The following is a 16757-nucleotide window of genomic DNA, read 5'->3' on the forward strand; positions in this document are numbered from 1 at the left end:
GGCAAAAGGATTTCTCCAGGTGCAATATTTTCGGGTACATTCGCTAACAGGAACATGGCTATGACCGACCGTATTGATAGACTTGAAGCGCAAGTGAATGCCCTGGCGCAGGGTTGGTTGCGTCTTGCTGCCGCTCTTGAAGTGGGAGGAGCTGCTGCTCCTGGTCAAATTGAGCGATCCCTGCGAACTGTTCGCTGGCCAGAACAGCCATTTGAGCTTGAGGCAGTGAAGACACTTGTATGGTTGTGCGATCAGCTAGCTGAGGCGAGAGGCGCTCGCCAATCGCTGGAGACGCGTGATTGAAGCCAAAGCAGTCGGTGAGCGGCTGTATGGTTGTCATCATGCGGCCATCGCTGCAGAAGGTTTAAGACCAAGCTTCACCGCAATATCGTGAGCCTTGCCGTAATGGGCCTTGGCTTGGCCATTGAGTACGCGGTACACCTCGTTACGGGTGTAGCCGTTCTCGATAGCCCATTCAGTGATGGTTTTGCCAACCCGACGGAAGTTCTCTTTCACCTGGTCGGCGGATAGGGCTTTGGCATGGGTGGCCATGGTGGTGGCTCCTGTGATGCAAAGATGATTGTTGTTTACGCAAACGATTATGAGAACTTAAGTTCTCATTTGCAAGGGGTCAATTTGTCATTTTCTTCGCTATCTGCAGCCCGGATGAAGGAGGAACGCGTCCGCCTCGGCTTAAAACAAGCCTCAGCGGCACAGCTTTGCGGTGTTTCTCGGGAGATTTGGGGGCGATATGAGCGTGGAGCCTCGGCCCCGGGAGGGGATGTATTGTTCTCTTTTGCTGCCGCAGGCGCTGACGTTCAGTTCATCTTGACCGGAAAGCGCCAAGACGAGGATTCGGCGCTTATTGACGTAGGTCGCTTGGAAAGGATCACCGAGATGCTTGAGGTTGCCGCAAACCAGGCAGGTAAACGATGGCCGGTAAAAAAGCTCACTGCCGTGGCGGCTGAAATTTACAACATACTCAGCACTGATAGAGTGCTTGATGAGCACCAAGTACATCGGGTGCTGAAGTTGGTAGTAAATCGCTGAAGTGGCAAAGGAGTCTTATGCGGAGCGATGAGGATTTGGTTGCGAAGCTATCAGCACGGCTTACCGAAGAGATAGGTAATCTACCCAATGATGGTAAGGATCATCAGCTGATAATTAAAATCAAAGGCGATCACGGAAATATAAATCTAGGCAACCAGACTTTTGACATTCGGTCAGGAAAGGAACCACCGCCACGTGGTAGCGACCGAGAGCGAGAGTGCCCGCAATGTGCTAAGCCAACCTGGCGCTATACCCAACTATGCATGCATTGCGACTATGATTTGTATCGGCATGATCAAGTTGAAGCAGAGGATCAGGCTAAGCGCCATAACGAGGCTGTCGGAGTCGTGATGTTGAAGGCGGTTGGCGTATGTGTTGTTGTCGCGGTGGGAAGCTTTTTAATTAAGGATCATCTACCTGATCCACTACAGAAATGGGCAATTGGCATAACGGTAGCTACGGGCTTTCTTGCTTTTGTTCTCTTGCAAGCACAGCGGTAACCAGTTATGCGCGTATGGCATGGGAAGCGAACATGATGAAAAGTAAAAGCAGGTCGTGGGCAGAAATGAGCGCTGGTGAACGTAAAGCTGTGCTGATAGGTTGGCTTGCGGTCCTAGCAATTGGTACGTACTTTTTTTGGCCGTCTGAATCGGTTGAGCCTTTGAACATTGCACCTCAACCGGAAAATCCGGTCCTAACGCCAGTGGTAGTGACCTTCAAAAGAGCGTCTCCAGAGGCATTGGTAGCTGCAAACCGATACTTTGCTGATGTTGAACAAGCAATGGAGCTTGGTCTGAATATTCTTAAGTCTAAAAACCTAAAATTGCTGGGTGAGCACAGCCGTCAATTCTCGGTCTTAGCAGACCAAGGAAAAGATTTATTCGGTGCGACTATTGCGGACCCGTTGGGGCGGTGCGGCATAGCAGGTAACTTCGCTCGTACGTGGTGGCGCGCTCAGGTAGGTGCTGTAATGAACGGTGGCGTTGAATCTACCCCGAATGAGATTAAGAGTGACTTCACCATTTATGAGTCAAGTCGTGTGGACTGTCTAAATACCATTTCCGAAGGCCTTCAAAGCAACTCTTGATTAGTACTCTTTAAACCCGATTAAAAGCCTTCCTGACACACGCCCCCCATCATGGCGGCGTGTGTATTTCTGGCGCCTGAAACCTGTGGCGCCATTACAGGAGGCGTCCCGTGCGACCCGAATTCCCTCGCGGCATCCGCAATTTCAATCCCGGCAACATCCGTCACGCCAAAGGTGTGCGCTGGCAAGGCATGGCCGACGCTCAAGGCGATAGTGAGTTCGTCCAATTCACCGCTCCACGTTGGGGCATCCGAGCCATCGCTCGTATCCTAATCACCTATCAAGACAAGCGCCTTGCTCCTGATGGCAGCCGCATCGACACCGTGCGCGAGATCATCGAACGCTGGGCGCCGCCATCCGAAAACAATACCAACGCCTATACCGCCAGCGTGGCCCGCGCCTTGGGGATCGGCCCGGATGAAGGCTTGGATGTCTACGACTTCGATGTCATGCGCACGCTGGTGCTGGCGATCATTCGCCACGAAAACGGCCCAGGCCCGCTGCCAGGTGGCCAATGGTACGGCGAGTCGATCATTGCCGAGGGGTTGACGCTTGCAGGCATCGAGCGCGGGGCCAGACACGGCGCCAAGCAGGCCGATACCGACTGGAGGCCAGCATGAAGGGAGTTAAGCCCATCTGCGACTGGCGCTGCTGCTACCGGCTCTACAGCGTGCAGATCACCGTCCTAATTGCGTTCCTTGGCCTCGCTCAGTTGGAGTTGCTGCCGATGTGGCAGGGCCAGCTCTCGCCCCGCGCTTACGCGGCGCTGAACAGCGGTCTTGCAGTAGTTCTATTTTTTGCCCGTTTGATCAAGCAACCACCTGACCAGGGGACGCCGCTATGAGGCTCAATGTCTTCGGTCGGTTGTTTTCCGTGCTGCTGGCCGGGTTTACCTGGGGAAATCGTTGGGCATCTCCTTGTGCCGCTGCCGGTACTTGGATCGGAGCAGCAGTGGTGCCTCCCTATCGACATGGCAAAACAGGTATCGCCGCAGCGAAGCGTCGTTCACGTAAATCACGTAACCGCCAGAGGCATTCCCGTGGGCGCGCTTGAGCAGTTGGTCTGGCCGTTGCCAGCGCGCCTGGCAGCGGTCGGATTCGCCTGCGCGCTCAGCGCTGCAGCAGCTGGTTCAATCGCTTATGGCTTCGGCTTTCGGTATGCCGAGTCGCTGGGCGCAACTGCTCTGGCAGATCTCAAGTCACAGCACTCCGAACAAGCTCGGACTGCTGAAAGCGCTAACCGCCTACAACTGCTCCAACAGGTCGCTAGAGCCAGCGAAAGCGAGTCTCTGCTGTTCAACCTGATGGACCAGTACGCCAAAGAAAAACAACTGCTCCAGGAGCGCATCCCTAATGTCACGACCCAATACCGGCCTGCGCCTGGCGCAGTTGCTCAGCCTATCCCTCGTTGCGTGTTCACTGCTGGCTGGCTGCGCGACTTCAACACCGCCCTCGGTGTGCCCGCCCCAGGATCAAGCACCACTTCCACCCAACCTGCGCAAGCGCCCTGGGCCGCCCCCGGAACTGACGCCGAACTATTGGAAAGCGGCGTCACTCCCGCAGACATTCTCGCCTACGCCCAGGACTACGGCCTGTGGGTTCGTAACAACCTCGCCCAACTCAACGGCTTGCTGGATCTACAGGAAAAGGACTGATGCCCTATGGATGTAGCCGAACACGCTACAGAGCAAGACGACGATGAGTCGGCAGCACGTATCTACAGCCACGGCCTGCAGCGGCGATCTGGTATTTCAGCCTATCGCTGCGAGGCTTGCGGCGATGCGATCCCCGAGGACCGCCGCCAAAACGAACCGGGTACCGAACACTGCAGCGACTGTGAAGGCGCTTTACAACACATGAACAGACGGGGTTTTCGATGAACCTGAACGAACTCAACTTTGGCTTCCAGACCGTGCAGTGGCTGATCTTGACGGTACTTGGCATCTACACCTGGATGACTAAGCGCCAGGCGGCGAGCGGTCAGGAACTTTTGGATTTGCGGGTCCGTATTGTTGCCTTGGAGGAGCAAATTCGACATCTGCCTGACCAGACAGCGGTCACCAATTTATTGGGCGATATGAAAGCCATGCGGGCCGAACTGTCGGGGGTCAAGGATGCACTTGCCCCTTTAGCCCGTTCGCTGGACCGGATTAATGATTACTTGTTGCGAGAAAAAACATGACTCAATTCGCTGCCTTTCTACGAGAAGACTATCGCCTGGTCATCCTGCGTTTGCTGGCCGAGACCACCGGCTACCGTGCCAATAGCTCTGTTCTGACTATGGCCCTGGACAGCTTCGGCCACACGCTGAGCCGTGACCAGGTCAAAACCGAAATGCAATGGCTGGCCGAGCAAGGCGCCCTGACGCTTGCCGATGTTGGCCCGGTGCTGGTGGCGACTCTCACCGAGCGCGGGCAGGACATCGCTGCAGGCCGTGCCCGCGTCCCAGGTATTAAAAGGCCGGGGGCGTAACCATGGCGGGCAAATCATCCGTTAGTCGCCTGCCGCCAGTGGTGAAGGCTTACCTCCAGAAACTTCTGCGTGAAGACCGCATGACCCTGGATGAGATGATCGCCGATATCCAAGCGCGGTTTCCCAATGAGAAGGTGCCCAGCCGCAGCGCGCTGGGCCGTTTCAAGGTGGGCTTTGAGCAACTGACTGAAAAAACCCGACAACACCGGGAGCAAGCCGAGGCTTTCGTCGGCGCATTTGGTGAAGACTCCAGCGACAAAACCGGGGCATTGCTGGTTGAGGCCATTTCTACCTTGGCCTATCAGGCCGCCATGGGCGCCCATGAAAAGGATGAGGTCACCACCAAAGAGGTGGCCGATCTGGCGCGTGCTGCAAAAAACACCATGCAGGCCCGCACCTTGAGCATGAAAGAACGCCAGGCCGCAGAACAGGCCGGGCGTGACCGCCTGCTGCGCGAGCAGTCCGCTGAATTGGAAAAGGCGGTCAAGTCCAAGGGTTTGTCTGAAGAGTCAGCTCAGTGGTGGCGCCAAAACTTCTTGGGTGTGAAGCAATGAAGGCATCGTCCAGCACCCTCCGAGTCATCGAGTGGGACGAATTGCCACCCAGCGTTCGGCAGATTCCAGAAGGTTGCAACCCGATTGCCGAAGGCATCCTGATGATTCACCAGGTGGACTGGTTGAAGATTCGGGCGCAAATCAAACTGTGCGAAAAGGGCCGTCGCACCGGCATTACGTTCGCTGAGGCACTGGACTCGGTCATTACCGCTGCATCGCAGAAGTCGGCGGGCGGCATGGACTGCTTTTACATTGGCGACACCAAGGAAAAGGGTCTGGAGTTCATTGGCTACTGTGCCAAATTCAGCCGGGTGATGGCCGAGGCTCAAGCCTCCGGCGTCAGCGAGATTGAAGAGTTTCTGTTTGAAGACCAGGACGAATCGGGCAACACACGCCAGATCAACGCTTACCGCATCCGATACGCCTCGGGCTTCAAAATCGTCGCACTGTCGAGCAACCCAGCCGGTATTCGTGGCTTGCAAGGCAAGGTCATCATCGACGAAGCCGCGTTTCACCGTGACGTATCCGCCGTGCTCGATGCCGCGACCGCGTTGCTGATCTGGGGCGGTCGAATCGTCATCATCAGCACCCATAACGGTAAAGCCAACCCGTTTAACCAGATGGTCAACGACATTCGGGACGAGCGCTATGGTGACAGTGCTGAGGTCTACACGGCCACGTTTGACGATGCCGTTGCTAACGGTCTGTACGAGCGCGTGTGCTACATGGCGGGTGAGCTTCCCACCGCTGAAGGCAAGGAAGCCTGGTACAAGAAAATTCGTAACGCCTACGGCCCGCGCAAGTCGCAGATGCGCGAAGAGCTGGATGCGATTCCCCGCGATGGCAACGGCGTCTCCATACCCGGCGTGTGGATTGACGAAGCCATGCGTCCCGGTCGCGAAGTACTCCGACTGGCTCTGGATGCAGACTTTGTCCACCAGGCGCTGTACCGCCGCGAAGCTTATGTAAATGACTGGATTGACCGCGAACTGGCGCCGGTAATGTCAGCGCTTGACCCTGAGCTTCGCCACTTTCTGGGTATGGACTATGCGCGGCACCGCGACTTTTCCATCATTTGCCCGATGTCGGTAGATATGTCCCGGCACCGTGACGTGCCTTTCGTGATGGAAATGCACAAGGTTCCGACCCGTCAGCAACAGCAGATTCTGTTTTACATCCTGCGTGGTCTGCCACGGTTTGTTGGTGCTGCCCTGGACGCCACGGGCAGCGGTGAAACCCTTGCCGAAGACACCGCCGACGAGTTCGGTCACAACCGCATTCACCAGGTGAAGATCAGCCGCGCCTGGTACGGCGCCTGGATGCCCAAGTTCGTGCAGTTGTATGAAGACGGCGCCATCACCATGCCGAAGGACGACAACCTGCACCAGGACGTGCGCGCCATCGAAACCGTGGAGGGCATTCCGATGATTGTCAAAGCCCGCTCACAAGACCTTAAAGACCCGGACCTGTACCGCCACGGTGACTTTGCCGGGGCCGGTGCGCTGGCTAACTTCGCCACGTTGGAAGTCGCATCGGGGCCGGTCGCTGCCAAATCACGCCGCCCTCGCCAGGGCCGACGAATCACCCAGGGGTACGCATGAACAACAAAGGCCTGTGGGTCAGCCCCACCGAATTCGTCAATTTCGCCGATGCCAAGCACGATAAGTTGCTCAGCCGACACATAGCCACCCGCGACCGCTCCAGCAGTGGCGCCTTTGGTAGCGCCAATCTGCCCAACCCTGACCCGATCCTCAAGGCCCAGGGCAAGGACATCACGGTCTACCGCGACCTGCGTAGCTCCGCACTGGTCGGCGGGAATATCCGTCGCCGCAAGGCGTCGGTGCTAGCCCTGGAACGCGGTATCAAGCGTGGTAACGCGCCGGTCAAGGTTGAGCGCTTTGTCCGCGACTGGATGCTCGATCTGGACCTTGACCGCATCATTCGCGAGCTGCTCGATGCGCCGCTGTTTGGGTATCAGCCCGTCGAGTTGATGTGGCAACCCGTTGGCGGCTACCTGATGCCCTCTGATCTACTCGGCAAGCCCGCCGAGTGGTTCTTCTATGACAAAGAAAACCAGCTGCGCTTTCGCTCTCAGGACGGTGGCCAGGAAGGTGAACTGTGCGACCCGCAGCGCTTCATCGTGGCGCGCCAGGATGCAACCTACGCCAACCCCTACGGCTTTCCCGATCTCAGTATGTGCTTCTGGCCCGCCATGTTCATGAAGGGCGGCTTGAAGTTTTGGGTGCAGTTCACCGAGAAATACGGCAGTCCTTGGGTTATAGGTAAACACCCTCGTGGCGCCACTGATGCCGAGACCGACTTGCTGCTCGATAGCCTGGAGGCCATGGTCCAGGACGCCGTAGCTGCGATCCCTGACGACTCCAGCATCGAAATCAAGGAAGCGTCCGGCAAAGCGGGCAGCGCCACGGTTTATCGTGAACTGCTGGAGTACTGCCGCAGCGAAATCAACGTAGCCATGCTCGGGCAAAACCAGACCACTGAAAAGGAAAGCAACCGCGCAAGTGCAGAAGCCGGTGCCGAGGTTACCAAAGACATTCGTGATGGTGACGCCGGGATCGTGGCCACAGCCATCAACGCAGTGATCCGCCGCATCGTCGATATCAACTTTGGCGAACATGTTGTGGCCCCCGTGTATGAGCTGTGGGAGCAGGAAGAGATTGATAAGGTCCTGGCCGAGCGGGACAAAAGCCTCAGTGAGTCGGGTGTGAAGTTCACACCGCAGTACTTCAAACGCACCTACAACCTGCAGGACGGTGACATTGTCGAAACCGCACCGGCTGATACCGGTCCTGCTTTTGCGGAGCCGACCCTAAAACCGATCCTTGACCAAGTAGCGCTTGATCAGGTCATTGATAGCCTGTCAGCCGAGCAGCTGCAGGAGCAGAGCGAAAAGCTTGTTGCCCCGGTGCTGGAGGCCCTGCAGCGTGGACGCTCTGATAGTGAGGCATTGGGTCTGTTGGCTGAGGTCTATCCGCAGATGGATGACCAGTCGCTGCAGCAGACCCTGGCTCGCTTGCTGTTCATTGCCGACACCTGGGGTCGCTTGAGTGCCAGCGCGGATCGGGAGGACTGATATGTCCACCGCCAAAACACCTAACCCCGCTGACCTCAAGGCTATTTTTGGGCTGGAGCCCGAGCAGGCCATCGCGTACCTAAAATCCAAGGGCTACGCGATTACCTGGAACTGGCAAGAGATGGTTGACCAGGCCCATGACATCTCCTTCACCGTCGCCAAAGCCATGCGCCTCGATCTGCTGTCTGATATTCGCGGCGCCCTGGAGACCGCCCTGCAGAATGGTCAAACGCTCAAGCAGTTCATTGCGGATCTGCAGCCCGTGCTGAAGTCTCAGGGCTGGTGGGGCAAACAAGTGATCGTCGACAGCCAGGGTGTTGGTGAGCTGGTCCAGCTGGGCAGCCCACGTCGACTGAAGACGATCTACCAGACCAACCTGCAGAGTGCGTACATGGCGGGCCGCAAGGCCAGCATGGAAGATACTGTCGATACCCATCCTTATTGGCGGTACGTGGCGATCCTTGACGGCAAGACCCGGCCCAGCCATCGCGCACTCAGCGGCAAGGTGTACCGTCATGATGATCTGGTGTGGTCGGCGATCTACCCGCCCAATGGCTTCAACTGTCGCTGCCGTGTGACGGCTTTGTCGCAATCAGCGGTGACCCGCAAGGGGCTGAGCATCGACAGCAGTGCGGGGCAAATGACCACCAGCACAGTCGAAACCGGTACCGACAAACGTACCGGCGAGATACGCACGGCCCAGGTCACTGCCGTGCGCACGACCGATAAAGCGGGCAAGGCCATCACTTTCCGAACAGACCCAGGCTTCAATCACGCACCAGGTACTGGCTTGGCTGATGCCTTGAAGCGAAAACAAGCCGCTGCTCAGGAGCTTTGAAATGATCACTATTGAGCTGGATCACGAACGTCTGCAGGGTGTCTTACGCCGAGTCGAGTGGGCTGTGGGAGATGTTGTACCACTGATGCGCGGCATCGCCGCCGAGCTGGCCAGCCAGACCGAGGAGAACTTTGAGGAGGAAGGTCGGCCAGACTGGGAGGATCTGTCGGAGACCACCACCGAGCGGCGGACGAAGACAGGTAACTGGCCTGGTCAGATACTGCAGATCAGCGCTGCCGGGCTCGCAGCCTCGATCACCAGTCACGCCGATGACAGCACTGCCCTGGTCGGCAGCAACAAACCCTACGCTGCCATGATGCACTTTGGCGGCAAGAAGTCGGACTTCCCCCACCTGTGGGGTGATATTCCAGCACGCCCTTTCCTGCCAATGGACGCGGAGGGTCAGTTGCAGCCCGATGCAGAAGAGGCAATCCTGGAACTGGCGATGCATCACCTCCAAAAAGCCGCTCGCCTGTAACGCCCTCAGAGCCCCCTAGGCAACAATGCGGCTGCGGTTCATCGAACTGTAGGGGTGAACAACGCTGTAAACGCTTTATAAAGCCGACTCGCCATATCCTTTGCCAGCGGCGCGGGTGCAGATTGCGCCCTCGTCGTTTCGGCCCCCCATTCGAAACTCTTTAAACTCGATTAAAAGCCTTGAGCCGTCCCTCGGTTCAATCTGTGCGCATCACCTTCAACGGCAGCGTACAGCCCCATGAAACCCATTCACATTTTCAAGTCCGGCAAACACATCGCCATGGGCGGGGGCAGTTTCGACTTTAGCGAGTCGGACCTGGTCGCTACGGTGAAAGCCTACGACCCAGCACTGCACGAAGCCCCTCTGGTAATCGGCCACCCAAAACACGATGCCCCGGCTGCTGGCTGGGTCAAGTCGTTGACGGCCACTTCTACGGGCCTGATCGCGGAGCCGCAGCAGGTAGATGTCCAGTTCGCCGAACAGGTAGCCAGCGGCAGCTACAAGAAGGTTTCGGCATCTTTTTATCACCCTGACGCCGCCAACAACCCAGTGCCTGGCGTGTATTACCTGCGCCATGTTGGCTTTCTCGGCGCCCAGCCACCGTCCGTCAAAGGCCTGCGCCCGATTGAGTTGGCCGAAGACGAAGCTGGTGTTGTCGAGTTTGGTGACTTCGGCGACAGCGTTTCGGCGGGCATCTTCCGTCGCCTGCGTGAATGGCTAATTGCCAAGTTCGATGTCGAAACCGCCGACCAAGTTGTTCCAGGTTGGGACGTCGACACCCTCCTTGCCGAGTCTCGCCGTGAAGACGGCCCAACGGCATTCAGTGAACCCGCCCCCAAACCCAATACCGAGGCAGCCGCCGTGACCGAAGACGAAAAGAACGCCATCACCACCGAAAATACCCAGCTCAAAGCCAGACTCGCCAAGCGGGAAAAAGCTGACCTGGAAGCAGCTCAAACTGCGCTGCACACGAAAAACGTCGAGTACGCCGAGCAGCTGGTTGCGGCGGGCATGAAGCCCGTCCATGTCCCCGCCATTGTTGCTGCTCTGGATTACGCCGAAGGCGGTACCAAGCCCCTGGAGTTCGGTGAAGACGACGAGCGTGAACCCTTGGCCGAAGGCCTGAAGAAAGTCTTCAGCGCCCTGACCGGTGCGGTCAGTTTCAGCGAGCAAGCCTCCAAGGAGCGTGCTGGTAAGCACTCCCCAAAATCCGAAAACCCATTGCTGGCTGAAGCTGAAGCCCGCACTCAAAAATAGGAGGCCCCATGGCCACTTCCACTCTGCCTAAAGACTTGGGCGACTTGCTACTGGTTGAAGTCAGCCCTGGCTGGACCAAACAGAAAGGCGTTCTGTTGGCGGGTACCAAATATCTGTTGGGCCAGGTGCTGGCTAAGGTCGAGGGCAAGTACCAGGTACTTGACCCCGCTGGTGCCGCTGCGGCCAAAAAAGCTGTCGCTGTGTTAGGCGAAGACGTAGATGCCACTGAAGGTGATCAACCAGGTGTGCTGATCGCTCGTGGGGCCGTTGTCGATCCGAATGAACTGGTGTGGCCTGCTGGTTTGCCCGACACCCAAAAAGCTACCGCCCTGGGTGAACTTGAAGCCCTGGGCATTGTTGCCCGTGCGGCCCTGTGATTAGGAGTACTCCATGAATTTGCAAGACATGTTCAGCATCGCCAACCTGACGGCAGCCGTTAACAAGCTCCCGGCCATTCCTGGCAAGGTCGGTGCCATGGGGCTCTTCGACGAAAAAGGTGTGAACAGCACCAGCGTCGTCATCGATGAGCGTGAGGGACGCCTGATCCTGGTGCCCAACACGTCGCGTAATGATGATCCGGCTCCGGTCAAGGGAAGCAAGCGTCAGCGCAAGACCTTTGAAACCTTGCACCTGCCAGTCAGTCGGTCTCTCCTGCCTAGCCAGATCCAGGGCATTGCAGCCTTCGGGCAAGAAAACGCGGCGGCGCCGGTGGCCACCGTCATCAACGACAACCTGCAGGAGCTGAAAAACAGCATTGAAGCCACTCGCGAGTTCCAGCGGGTTGGCGCTTTGCGCGGCAAGCTGCTCGATGCTGACGGCGCCGTCATCTCCGACCTCTATAAAGAGTTCGGCGTGGATCAGAAGAAAATCAACGTCGCCCTGGGCAATAAAGACACTAACGTGCGCAAGGCTTGCCTGGATGCCAAACGCTACTCCGAGTCGAAACTCGGCGGTGTAATGGTCACAGGGTTCCGTTCTCTGTGCGGACCGGGCTGGCTTGATGCTTTCGTTGAACATGAAAAAGTTAAGGCGGCATTCGCCAACTATCAAGAGGCCCAGGACCGTCTTGGTGGTGACGTACGTTCGGGCTTTACCTTCGGCGGCATTGAGTTCATCGAATATGACGTGACCGTCAGCGGCCAGCGTTTTATTCCTTTGGATGTCGCCCAGGTGTTCCCTGTCGCCAAAGGTGTATTCCGCATGTTCAACGCCCCGGCCAACTACAACGAAACCGTCAACACCTTGGGCCTGCCGTTCTACAGCAAAGCCGAGCCGCGCAGCCTGGGTAAAGGCTGGAACCTGGAAGCTCAAAGCAACCCATTGGCCTTGTGCTTGTTTCCCGAAGCCCTGGTCGAACTGAAGATAGGTTGACCCATGCGCTACTGCACCCGTGCTGATGTCGGCAGCGCCATTCCTGAGCGAACGTTGATCCAGCTGTCCAACGACGATCCTGCCGCGAGACAGCCCAACGAGGCCGTCATCGAGGATGGTGTGCGACAGGCTGAAGAGTTGGTCGACGGGTATTTACGTGGCCGCTACAACCTGCCTCTTGATCCGGTGCCGACTGTTCTGCGGGATGCGGCGGTGTACCTGGCGCGACATTGGTTGTATCAGCGCAGGCCCGAGGGTGTGTTACCGGATGCGGTTAAGGACAGTCGCAAAGACACCATTAAGCTCTTGGAGAGCATTCGCGACGGCGTGGTGACCTTGGGTATGCCAACTGGTAAGGCCGCGCCTGAGCCAGGGGAGATTAAGGTTCGCGCCCGCCGCCCACAGTTCAGCAATGACCAGTGGGAGCGCTACCAGTGATTGCTGACAGGCTAAAGACCCAAACCGAACAGCTGCTGGATGCTTTTGTCAGCAAGCTGCAGGGGGCGTTTGATCTTGAGCTGTCGGTTGAGCTGTTTCCAGAAAACCCAGGTGTCTATCGACTCAATCACGCCATCGGCGCGGTGTTGGTGGCTTATGGAAAATCCACCTTTGGCACGTCAGAAGCTGTTGATTCAGTGTTTCAAGCTCGCAACATGAGCTTTCAACTGACCCTGGTCTTTCGCCAGATCAATGGCACCGATGGTGCCACCAGCTATCTGGATCGGGTTCGTGAGTGTTTGACCGGTTGGAAACCACCGCATTGCGATATGGCTTGTCGCCCCACAGCTGAGTACTTCATTGGCCAGGTACAGGGAGTTTGGCAATACGGCCTGAGCGTCGCCACTCGCACCATTCAACTGCAAACCATGGGCCCTGAAGACGGCCCGCTATTGAAAGAAGCCCGCTTCGAGGAATACCCATGACACAGGACCTGACCCAATACCTTTATACCGGCCCACAGAGTTCCGCCTCACTGCGCGTAGGCGATGGCAAGCTACTCGATGTGCAGCTGCTGCCCGGAAAACCCGTCGAGCTGCCTGCTGATCACGAATACACCATCGTGCTGTTGGCGTTGAAGCACCTGATGCTGTTACCACCGAAGGTCGCATCTGAGGCCGTGCCAGCACCGTTGCCAGCTCCAGAGCCTACTGCGACTCCCACTCAGGCTGAGAAAAAGGGAGGTAAAGCCTGATGAATGCCGTCATTGACCGCGAGTACATCGCTCGGCAGCAGGTAATCCGTCAGGCCATTCTCGCGGTGCTTTATGAGAAGCGCAGATCCAATCAGTCCGGGTACTCGCGTGACTTGACGCATACCTTGGGGCACGCCCCGGAAGAGTGTTTGTTTGCACTCGAATTCCTGGTGGAGCTGGGATTGATCCGCCACAAATCCATTCACTGCCGGATCACCGCGCAGGGGATCAATCACTTTGAACGGGAGGGCGCAGCATGACTGCCAATTACTTACACGGCATTGAAACCACTGAGGTCGAGCGCGGCCCTCGGGCTATTCGCGTGGTCAAATCGGCGGTCATTGCGTTGGTCGGTACCGCACCCATTGGGCCGATCAACGAGCTGACGCTGTCACAAACCGAAGTGGACGACGCCAAGTTCGGCCCGGACCTGGAAGGCTTCAGCATTCCCGAGGCGCTCTCTGGCATTCACGACTTCGGCGCAGGTACCGTGCTGGTGGTCAATGTGCTGGACCCGACGATCCACCGCAGCAATGTCGAAGGCCAAGCGCGCCAGTTTGCAGGCAACGATCTGCTCCAGCTGCAGCACGGCGCGTTGCAGACCCTTGTGCTGAAATCCGAAGACGGTACCAACACGTATGTGGAGAACGCTGACTACACGGTGAATCTGTTGACAGGTCGTGTCACACGTCTTGTCTCGGGCTCTATCCTTGCAGCGGGCAAGGTCAAGGCAGACTACACACGTACCGATCCGAGCAAGGTCACACCCGCCGATATCATCGGTTCGGTCACTGCAGCTGGTCGGCGCACCGGACTGAAAGCATTCCCGGACAGCTACAACCTGTTTGGTTTCTTTCCCAAGATCTTCATTGCACCGCCTTTCAGCGCCCTGAACTCGGTAGGCGTGGCGCTAACAGCCTCTGCCGACGAAATGGACGGGATCACATACATCGACGCGCCAATCGGGACCACGCCGCAGCAAGCGATCGCTGGGCGCGGCCCGCTGGGCACCATCAATTTCAACACCAGCAGCGACCGGGTACGTTTGTGCTACCCACATGTAAAAATCTATGACGCACGCACCAATGGCGAGCGCCTGCAGCCGCTTTCGATCCGTGCGGCAGGCCTGCGGGCAAAAGTTGATAACGACAGGGGATACTGGGTCTCCAGCTCCAACCAGGAACTGGTAGGTGTCATCGGCCTGGAACGGCCATTGACGGCGCGGGTCGATGATCCCACCAGCGAAGTCAACCTGCTCAACGAAAACGGTATCACCACCGTGTTCAATTCGTTTGGTACCGGCTTGCGTCTTTGGGGCAATCGGACAGCCGCCTGGCCGACCGTGACCCACATGCGCAATTTCGAAAACGTACGCCGGACCAAGGATGTGGTCGACGAATCGATCCGTTACAGCTCTCTGCAGTTCGTTGATATGCCCATCACCAACTCGTTGATCGACAGCATCACGGAAAGCGTCAACCAGTTCCTGCGCAAGCTGATTGGGGACGAGGCACTACTCGGTGGTGAGTGCTGGTATGACCAAACGCGCAACCCGCAGACCGAGATCGAGGCCGGACATTTGCTGTTCAACTACAAATTGACTGTGCCTCTGCCATTTGAACGCGGCACCTTTGAAACCGAAATCACCGGGGAATACCTGGTCAACCTGGGAGCCGCATAAATGGCCGGTTTTAGCGCACATCGGATCGCCAACGCGGCGGTCTACCTGGACGGCAACAGTTTCTTCGCACGTTGCGAAGAAATCGAGCTGGGCACCGTAAAAGCGGTCATGTCTGACCACCTAGGGCTTGGCCTGGTGGGTCTGATCGAACTGCCTGACGGCATCGACAAGTTGGAGGGCAAGATCGTTTGGAACAGCCTTTACCTGGATGCCGCCAAGAAGGTGGCCACACCGTTCAAGAGCGTGCAGTTGCAGTGCCGCTCGAACGTCCAGGTGTTCAACAGTGCTGGTCTGGTCGACGAGATCCCCCTGGTCACCCTGATGACGGTGACCTTCAAGGAATATGCGCTGGGCAGCTACAAACCGCGTGACCCCAGCAAGTTTGAAACACCGTTCTCGGCCACGTACGTGCGCCAGTTGCTCAACGGTGAAGAGATCATATTGCTGGATTATCTGTCCAACATCTTCAAGGTAGGGGGTGAAGATCAGTTTTCCAAGTACCGGAAGAACATCGGACAGGCTTAACTTTGGAGGTATCTATGGATCACTCCACAGCAGAGCGGTCTGAATCAATCCAGGCATCGGAGGTGCTGATCAAAATCTTCGATAAGCAAATTCGTCGTGACATGGACTATGTCCGCGCCCGCGAATACTGGGGAAAACGCATCCAAGATCTGCCGATAGGGACGTTAGTAGAGGCACTGGCCAGGTTGTCCGAGGGTCGTTATCAAATGACACCGAGCGGTCGTTGCCACTGCTGCAGTCATCGTCACTGACGTAATACAGGACAAGCTCCAATGGACTGGAGTCGCTAGGAAGGCACCCGAAGCCCCGCCACCGTGCGGGGCTTCTTTCTTTAAACTCGGTTAAAAGCCAGCGCCACCGCCAGGCGCGATACTCAGGGCTCCTTTAGAGCAATCGATCAGTTGATCAACCTGGAGTAACAATCATGGCCGAAGTACTCAGCTTGCCCCTCAAATTCCCCTTCACTTCCGCAGCTGGCGTGCTGATCAGCTCTCTGCCGATCAAGCGCCTCAAGCGCAAGGATGTCAGTGCCGCACAGGGCGTCAGCGAAAATCAAAATGTCGTGGAGGACATGCTTGCCGCCAAGATGCTGGGGATTACCCTTGAAGACTTGGGGGAGTTCGATATTGCCGACGCAAAATCCGTCACGCGCCTGATGAGTGCAATGATGGACGGCAAAAGCCTTGCAGAGGTCGTAGTGGAAATTACTGCTGCTACTGGTGTCGCAAGCTCGGCGTCTATCGCCGAGGTCTTTCGGGAAAACGGGGATAACGAGCAGCCTGCTGCAAAGTTGGGACACGGCCCTGCTGCTGGTGCTGAGAATGCAACCGTCTGAGATCGACGAGCTGGACATGGAGCGGTATTGGTTTTGGGCGGACGCATGTCAGCAAGAAATCAATCGTCGGAACGAACTTTCCGAGCAAATGAACCGCTGATCAACGTCACCAGCCCTACCAACAAGCCCGCCAGCAATGCGCCGCCAGCTGCGACAGGGGCGGCGACCAGGGCCAGCAACGGCAGTCCCAGGCAGAACATCAGTACCGCCGCCCACAGGGGTAGGTTTGCGAGGCAAAGCCACGCAAGCCAGATCACACCGACGCCGATGGCCAGTGCATAGAGGGTTTTGGCGGTGAGCAAAGCGGCTTTTTCAAACATGCTT

The 16757-nt window shown here is 57.2% G+C and carries 28 protein-coding genes; 26 read left to right on the forward strand and 2 right to left on the reverse strand.

The window, feature by feature from the left end; genetic code table 11:
* Positions 1 to 60: 60 nt before the first annotated feature.
* Complete coding sequence (locus tag FXO12_RS03740) at positions 61 to 303, forward strand: hypothetical protein (RefSeq protein ID WP_218580327.1); 243 nt, start codon at positions 61 to 63, stop codon at positions 301 to 303.
* Positions 304 to 339: 36 nt separating this feature from the next.
* Here the strand turns inward: FXO12_RS03740 and FXO12_RS03745 are convergent, their stop codons facing one another.
* The gene (locus FXO12_RS03745; RefSeq protein WP_069672607.1) at positions 340 to 552 is read right to left on the reverse strand and encodes a DNA-binding protein; all 213 of its coding nucleotides are present in this window, start codon (positions 550 to 552) and stop codon (positions 340 to 342) included.
* 24 nt (positions 553 to 576) lie between these two features.
* Between FXO12_RS03745 and FXO12_RS03750 the strand changes: the two genes are divergently transcribed.
* The 25 genes from FXO12_RS03750 (at position 577) to FXO12_RS03870 (ending at position 16433) form a co-directional block, all read left to right on the forward strand.
* The gene (locus FXO12_RS03750) at positions 577 to 1050 is read left to right on the forward strand and encodes a helix-turn-helix domain-containing protein (RefSeq protein ID WP_218580328.1); all 474 of its coding nucleotides are present in this window, start codon (positions 577 to 579) and stop codon (positions 1048 to 1050) included.
* A gap of 17 nt (positions 1051 to 1067) precedes the next feature.
* Positions 1068 to 1550, forward strand: a complete 483-nt coding sequence (locus FXO12_RS03755) for a hypothetical protein (RefSeq protein WP_160049536.1) — start codon at positions 1068 to 1070, stop codon at positions 1548 to 1550.
* Positions 1551 to 1582: 32 nt separating this feature from the next.
* Positions 1583 to 2137, forward strand: coding sequence for a hypothetical protein (locus tag FXO12_RS03760; protein WP_160049537.1), 555 nt, complete (start codon positions 1583 to 1585; stop codon positions 2135 to 2137).
* 110 nt (positions 2138 to 2247) lie between these two features.
* Complete coding sequence (locus FXO12_RS03765) at positions 2248 to 2757, forward strand: structural protein (RefSeq protein ID WP_160049538.1); 510 nt, start codon at positions 2248 to 2250, stop codon at positions 2755 to 2757.
* Positions 2754 to 2981 (forward strand): hypothetical protein, encoded by a 228-nt coding sequence (locus FXO12_RS03770; protein ID WP_160049539.1) that lies wholly within the window; start codon positions 2754 to 2756, stop codon positions 2979 to 2981. The genes FXO12_RS03765 and FXO12_RS03770 overlap by 4 nt, the downstream gene beginning before the upstream one ends.
* A 195-nt stretch (positions 2982 to 3176) precedes the next feature.
* On the forward strand, positions 3177 to 3791 hold the full coding sequence (locus tag FXO12_RS03775) for a lysis protein (RefSeq protein WP_160049540.1): 615 nt from the start codon (positions 3177 to 3179) through the stop codon (positions 3789 to 3791).
* A 6-nt stretch (positions 3792 to 3797) separates the two neighbouring features.
* The gene (locus FXO12_RS03780; RefSeq protein ID WP_032803620.1) at positions 3798 to 4016 is read left to right on the forward strand and encodes a TraR/DksA C4-type zinc finger protein; all 219 of its coding nucleotides are present in this window, start codon (positions 3798 to 3800) and stop codon (positions 4014 to 4016) included.
* On the forward strand, positions 4013 to 4318 hold the full coding sequence (locus tag FXO12_RS03785) for a DUF2730 domain-containing protein (protein ID WP_160049541.1): 306 nt from the start codon (positions 4013 to 4015) through the stop codon (positions 4316 to 4318). Before FXO12_RS03780 ends, FXO12_RS03785 begins: the two co-directional genes overlap by 4 nt.
* Positions 4315 to 4608, forward strand: coding sequence for an ArsR family transcriptional regulator (locus FXO12_RS03790; RefSeq protein ID WP_160049542.1), 294 nt, complete (start codon positions 4315 to 4317; stop codon positions 4606 to 4608). Before FXO12_RS03785 ends, FXO12_RS03790 begins: the two co-directional genes overlap by 4 nt.
* A 2-nt stretch (positions 4609 to 4610) precedes the next feature.
* Entirely contained in the window at positions 4611 to 5162 is a 552-nt protein-coding gene (locus FXO12_RS03795) for a phage protein Gp27 family protein (protein ID WP_160049543.1), read from the forward strand.
* Complete coding sequence (locus FXO12_RS03800) at positions 5159 to 6763, forward strand: hypothetical protein (RefSeq protein ID WP_160049544.1); 1605 nt, start codon at positions 5159 to 5161, stop codon at positions 6761 to 6763. Before FXO12_RS03795 ends, FXO12_RS03800 begins: the two co-directional genes overlap by 4 nt.
* Positions 6760 to 8256 carry a DUF935 domain-containing protein gene (locus tag FXO12_RS03805; protein WP_160049545.1) on the forward strand — a complete coding sequence of 499 codons (1497 nt, stop codon included), beginning with the start codon at positions 6760 to 6762 and terminating at the stop codon, positions 8254 to 8256. Before FXO12_RS03800 ends, FXO12_RS03805 begins: the two co-directional genes overlap by 4 nt.
* Before the next feature lies 1 nt (position 8257).
* Positions 8258 to 9094, forward strand: a complete 837-nt coding sequence (locus tag FXO12_RS03810) for a phage minor head protein (RefSeq protein ID WP_160049546.1) — start codon at positions 8258 to 8260, stop codon at positions 9092 to 9094.
* Between the two features lies 1 nt (position 9095).
* The gene (locus FXO12_RS03815) at positions 9096 to 9572 is read left to right on the forward strand and encodes a phage virion morphogenesis protein (protein ID WP_160049547.1); all 477 of its coding nucleotides are present in this window, start codon (positions 9096 to 9098) and stop codon (positions 9570 to 9572) included.
* A 237-nt stretch (positions 9573 to 9809) separates the two neighbouring features.
* Complete coding sequence (locus FXO12_RS03820; RefSeq protein WP_160049548.1) at positions 9810 to 10829, forward strand: peptidase; 1020 nt, start codon at positions 9810 to 9812, stop codon at positions 10827 to 10829.
* Between the two features lie 8 nt (positions 10830 to 10837).
* Entirely contained in the window at positions 10838 to 11206 is a 369-nt protein-coding gene (locus tag FXO12_RS03825) for a head decoration protein (RefSeq protein WP_160049549.1), read from the forward strand.
* Positions 11207 to 11219: 13 nt separating this feature from the next.
* Complete coding sequence (locus tag FXO12_RS03830) at positions 11220 to 12200, forward strand: major capsid protein (protein WP_160049550.1); 981 nt, start codon at positions 11220 to 11222, stop codon at positions 12198 to 12200.
* Between the two features lie 3 nt (positions 12201 to 12203).
* Positions 12204 to 12638, forward strand: a complete 435-nt coding sequence (locus FXO12_RS03835; RefSeq protein ID WP_160049551.1) for a gp436 family protein — start codon at positions 12204 to 12206, stop codon at positions 12636 to 12638.
* Positions 12635 to 13123, forward strand: a complete 489-nt coding sequence (locus FXO12_RS03840) for a Gp37 family protein (protein ID WP_160049552.1) — start codon at positions 12635 to 12637, stop codon at positions 13121 to 13123. Before FXO12_RS03835 ends, FXO12_RS03840 begins: the two co-directional genes overlap by 4 nt.
* Positions 13120 to 13392 (forward strand): hypothetical protein, encoded by a 273-nt coding sequence (locus tag FXO12_RS03845; RefSeq protein WP_160049553.1) that lies wholly within the window; start codon positions 13120 to 13122, stop codon positions 13390 to 13392. The genes FXO12_RS03840 and FXO12_RS03845 overlap by 4 nt, the downstream gene beginning before the upstream one ends.
* A complete protein-coding gene (locus FXO12_RS03850; RefSeq protein ID WP_160049554.1) occupies positions 13392 to 13652 on the forward strand; it encodes a hypothetical protein in 261 nt (86 codons plus the stop codon). Before FXO12_RS03845 ends, FXO12_RS03850 begins: the two co-directional genes overlap by 1 nt.
* Positions 13649 to 15073: a phage tail sheath subtilisin-like domain-containing protein gene (locus tag FXO12_RS03855; RefSeq protein ID WP_160049555.1), complete on the forward strand. Its 1425-nt coding sequence runs from the start codon at positions 13649 to 13651 to the stop codon at positions 15071 to 15073. Before FXO12_RS03850 ends, FXO12_RS03855 begins: the two co-directional genes overlap by 4 nt.
* Positions 15074 to 15598 (forward strand): phage major tail tube protein, encoded by a 525-nt coding sequence (locus FXO12_RS03860; RefSeq protein ID WP_160049556.1) that lies wholly within the window; start codon positions 15074 to 15076, stop codon positions 15596 to 15598.
* 14 nt (positions 15599 to 15612) lie between these two features.
* Positions 15613 to 15849, forward strand: a complete 237-nt coding sequence (locus tag FXO12_RS03865; protein WP_178119859.1) for a hypothetical protein — start codon at positions 15613 to 15615, stop codon at positions 15847 to 15849.
* A 173-nt stretch (positions 15850 to 16022) separates the two neighbouring features.
* Positions 16023 to 16433: a phage tail assembly protein gene (locus FXO12_RS03870; RefSeq protein WP_160049557.1), complete on the forward strand. Its 411-nt coding sequence runs from the start codon at positions 16023 to 16025 to the stop codon at positions 16431 to 16433.
* Between the two features lie 59 nt (positions 16434 to 16492).
* On the opposite strand, the gene FXO12_RS03875 is transcribed toward FXO12_RS03870, so the two are convergent.
* Positions 16493 to 16753 (reverse strand): hypothetical protein, encoded by a 261-nt coding sequence (locus tag FXO12_RS03875; RefSeq protein ID WP_160049558.1) that lies wholly within the window; start codon positions 16751 to 16753, stop codon positions 16493 to 16495.
* Between the last annotated feature and the right edge of the window lie 4 nt (positions 16754 to 16757).

It is taken from the genome of Pseudomonas sp. J380 (genome assembly GCF_009827115.1).
GTDB classification, from domain to species: domain Bacteria; phylum Pseudomonadota; class Gammaproteobacteria; order Pseudomonadales; family Pseudomonadaceae; genus Aquipseudomonas; species Aquipseudomonas paracarnis.

Excerpts from the sequence above, each read along its gene's own strand:
- FXO12_RS03740 (WP_218580327.1), top strand. The coding sequence starts at position 61 with ATGACCGACCGTATTGATAGACTTGAAGCGCAAGTGAATGCCCTGGCG.
- FXO12_RS03745 (WP_069672607.1), bottom strand. The coding sequence starts at position 552 with ATGGCCACCCATGCCAAAGCCCTATCCGCCGACCAGGTGAAAGAGAAC.
- FXO12_RS03750 (WP_218580328.1), top strand. The coding sequence starts at position 577 with ATGATTGTTGTTTACGCAAACGATTATGAGAACTTAAGTTCTCATTTG.
- FXO12_RS03755 (WP_160049536.1), top strand. The coding sequence starts at position 1,068 with ATGCGGAGCGATGAGGATTTGGTTGCGAAGCTATCAGCACGGCTTACC.
- FXO12_RS03760 (WP_160049537.1), top strand. The coding sequence starts at position 1,583 with ATGATGAAAAGTAAAAGCAGGTCGTGGGCAGAAATGAGCGCTGGTGAA.
- FXO12_RS03770 (WP_160049539.1), top strand. The coding sequence starts at position 2,754 with ATGAAGGGAGTTAAGCCCATCTGCGACTGGCGCTGCTGCTACCGGCTC.
- FXO12_RS03780 (WP_032803620.1), top strand. The coding sequence starts at position 3,798 with ATGGATGTAGCCGAACACGCTACAGAGCAAGACGACGATGAGTCGGCA.
- FXO12_RS03785 (WP_160049541.1), top strand. The coding sequence starts at position 4,013 with ATGAACCTGAACGAACTCAACTTTGGCTTCCAGACCGTGCAGTGGCTG.
- FXO12_RS03790 (WP_160049542.1), top strand. The coding sequence starts at position 4,315 with ATGACTCAATTCGCTGCCTTTCTACGAGAAGACTATCGCCTGGTCATC.
- FXO12_RS03795 (WP_160049543.1), top strand. The coding sequence starts at position 4,611 with ATGGCGGGCAAATCATCCGTTAGTCGCCTGCCGCCAGTGGTGAAGGCT.
- FXO12_RS03800 (WP_160049544.1), top strand. The coding sequence starts at position 5,159 with ATGAAGGCATCGTCCAGCACCCTCCGAGTCATCGAGTGGGACGAATTG.
- FXO12_RS03805 (WP_160049545.1), top strand. The coding sequence starts at position 6,760 with ATGAACAACAAAGGCCTGTGGGTCAGCCCCACCGAATTCGTCAATTTC.
- FXO12_RS03810 (WP_160049546.1), top strand. The coding sequence starts at position 8,258 with ATGTCCACCGCCAAAACACCTAACCCCGCTGACCTCAAGGCTATTTTT.
- FXO12_RS03815 (WP_160049547.1), top strand. The coding sequence starts at position 9,096 with ATGATCACTATTGAGCTGGATCACGAACGTCTGCAGGGTGTCTTACGC.
- FXO12_RS03820 (WP_160049548.1), top strand. The coding sequence starts at position 9,810 with ATGAAACCCATTCACATTTTCAAGTCCGGCAAACACATCGCCATGGGC.
- FXO12_RS03825 (WP_160049549.1), top strand. The coding sequence starts at position 10,838 with ATGGCCACTTCCACTCTGCCTAAAGACTTGGGCGACTTGCTACTGGTT.
- FXO12_RS03830 (WP_160049550.1), top strand. The coding sequence starts at position 11,220 with ATGAATTTGCAAGACATGTTCAGCATCGCCAACCTGACGGCAGCCGTT.
- FXO12_RS03835 (WP_160049551.1), top strand. The coding sequence starts at position 12,204 with ATGCGCTACTGCACCCGTGCTGATGTCGGCAGCGCCATTCCTGAGCGA.
- FXO12_RS03845 (WP_160049553.1), top strand. The coding sequence starts at position 13,120 with ATGACACAGGACCTGACCCAATACCTTTATACCGGCCCACAGAGTTCC.
- FXO12_RS03850 (WP_160049554.1), top strand. The coding sequence starts at position 13,392 with ATGAATGCCGTCATTGACCGCGAGTACATCGCTCGGCAGCAGGTAATC.
- FXO12_RS03855 (WP_160049555.1), top strand. The coding sequence starts at position 13,649 with ATGACTGCCAATTACTTACACGGCATTGAAACCACTGAGGTCGAGCGC.
- FXO12_RS03860 (WP_160049556.1), top strand. The coding sequence starts at position 15,074 with ATGGCCGGTTTTAGCGCACATCGGATCGCCAACGCGGCGGTCTACCTG.
- FXO12_RS03865 (WP_178119859.1), top strand. The coding sequence starts at position 15,613 with ATGGATCACTCCACAGCAGAGCGGTCTGAATCAATCCAGGCATCGGAG.
- FXO12_RS03870 (WP_160049557.1), top strand. The coding sequence starts at position 16,023 with ATGGCCGAAGTACTCAGCTTGCCCCTCAAATTCCCCTTCACTTCCGCA.
- FXO12_RS03875 (WP_160049558.1), bottom strand. The coding sequence starts at position 16,753 with ATGTTTGAAAAAGCCGCTTTGCTCACCGCCAAAACCCTCTATGCACTG.